The sequence below is a fragment of the Natrinema soli genome (assembly GCF_028618695.1).
The window spans coordinates 1-1947 of sequence record NZ_JAQIVI010000559.1 but is presented as its reverse complement, the minus strand read 5'-3'; the positions used below and the strand labels follow the sequence as shown (position 1 = coordinate 1947).

Sequence of the window (1947 nt, the reverse complement as noted above, 5' to 3'; positions counted from 1 at the left end):
CCAAGTCCTGGATCGACCAGTTCCTCAGTCCATATTTGCAAAAGTTATCTTGATCATTACGCTCTCTCGAACGACAGCGTAAAAGGTCGTTAGTCGTCCGCGGGCAACTGCGTCCCGCCGACGTCGGGACGGCTCACGTCGCGGTCGGTCTCCTCGCCCTCGATGTCGTAGGGGTACTCGCCGGTCACGCAGCCCAGACAGAGGTCGAGTCGATCCTTCTCGAGCACGTCGGCGACGGCGTCGGTCGAGAGGTAGGCGAGACTGTCGGCGTCGATCTCGTCGCGGATTTCGGCGGTCGATTTGTCGGATGCGATGAGTTCCTCGCGGGTGGCCATGTCGATGCCCATGTAACAGGGGGCGACGATCGCCGGTGCGCCGATGCGAACGTGGACTTCCTCGGCCCCGCAGTCCTTGAGGAGCTGGACAAGCTGTGTCGAGGTGGTCCCGCGGACGATGCTGTCGTCGATGACGGTGACGGTCTTTCCCTCGATCGTGGATTTGATCGGGTTGAGCTTGAGCCGCACCGCGCGCTCGCGCTCGTCCTGGGTCGGCATGATGAACGTCCGGCCGACGTAGCGGTTCTTCATCAACCCCTCGGCGAACTCGACGCCGTTGTCGTCCGCGGCTCGCGGCTCGCCGTCGGGAGTCGTCTCGCTTGCAGCGTCGGCGTAGCCCGAGGCGAACGCCCGTCCGGAGTCGGGGACGGGCATCACGACGTCGGTCTCGACGCCGCTTTCCGACCAGAGCTTGCGGCCGAGATTCCGGCGGGCCTCGTAGACCAGCGTGTCGTCGATGACGCTATCGGGTCGCGCGAAGTAGACGTGTTCGAAGAAGCAATGGGCGGTGTTCTCCTGTTCGACGAGCTGGTAGGAGTCGAAACCATCGCCGTCCTCCTGTAGGACGACGAGTTCACCCGGCCGGACGTCGCGGACGAGGTCCCCGTCTAACGTGTCGATGGCCGCCGACTCGGAGGCCAGAATGTAGCCGTCCTCGAGTTCCCCGATGCACAGCGGGCGGTTCCCCTGCGGGTCGCGGACGCCGAGAACGGTGTCGTCGTGGGTGATAGTCAGCGAGTACGAGCCGTGGATCCGCCCCATCGTACGCTTGACGGCGCGGACGAGGTCCTCCTCGAGGAGGTTGCGCGCGAGGTCGTGGGCGATGACCTCGGTGTCGCCGTCGCTGGTGAAGGCGTGGCCCGCGGCGGCGAGTTCGTCGCGGATCTCGTCGGCGTTGACGAGGTTGCCGTTGTGCGAGAGGCCGAGCGAACCGCTCTTGAACGAGACGGAGAACGGCTGTGCACAGGAGGAGTCGACCGAACCGGCGGTCGGATATCGAACGTGCCCGATTCCCGCAGAGCCGTTGAGCGCGTCGAGGTCATCCTCGCCGAACGCGTCGCCCACGAGCCCCATCTCGACGTGGCTGTGCTGCTGGAAGCCGTCGTGGGTGACGATCCCCGCGGACTCCTGGCCGCGGTGCTGGAGCGCGTAGAGCGCGTAGTACAACGGTCGCGCCGCGTCCCGACCGTCGAGTGAGACGCCGACGACGCCGCACTTTTCGGTCATTCCTGTTCGCCGGGGAGTTTCGCCCCGCCCATCAGTCATGGGAGTCAGTAGGGCGTCGAGCCGATAAAAATCCCCGTGTTTGTGCTTCTTCGACTCCCTACAAATGTGAATTGTATCCACAATCGTGCATATAGGTTGGGGAACTGTGTGACGGCGGCTATGACAGCCGACGGACATCGCTCGAGACACAGCGTTCAAGAGAGTTGCCCCGAGTCCACAGCGTATGCGACTCGAGGAGTACTGGGGGGTCGGCCCGAAGACGCGGGAGACGTTGATCGAGGAGCTGGGTCACGAGTGGGCGATCCAGGCGATCGAAAGCGGAGACGTGCGGGCGCTCGCCGACGCCGGGCTCGCCCGCGGGCGAGCGACGCGGATCTTGCGCCGA

1 protein-coding gene is annotated in these 1947 nt (G+C 64.8%); it reads right to left on the bottom strand.

Translation table 11 applies throughout. From position 1 onward, the window contains the following. Window positions 1-89 precede the first annotated feature (89 nt). Complete coding sequence (gene purF / locus PGX04_RS26540) at window positions 90-1562, bottom strand: amidophosphoribosyltransferase (RefSeq protein ID WP_273741235.1); 1473 nt, start codon at window positions 1560-1562, stop codon at window positions 90-92. Window positions 1563-1947 lie beyond the last annotated feature (385 nt).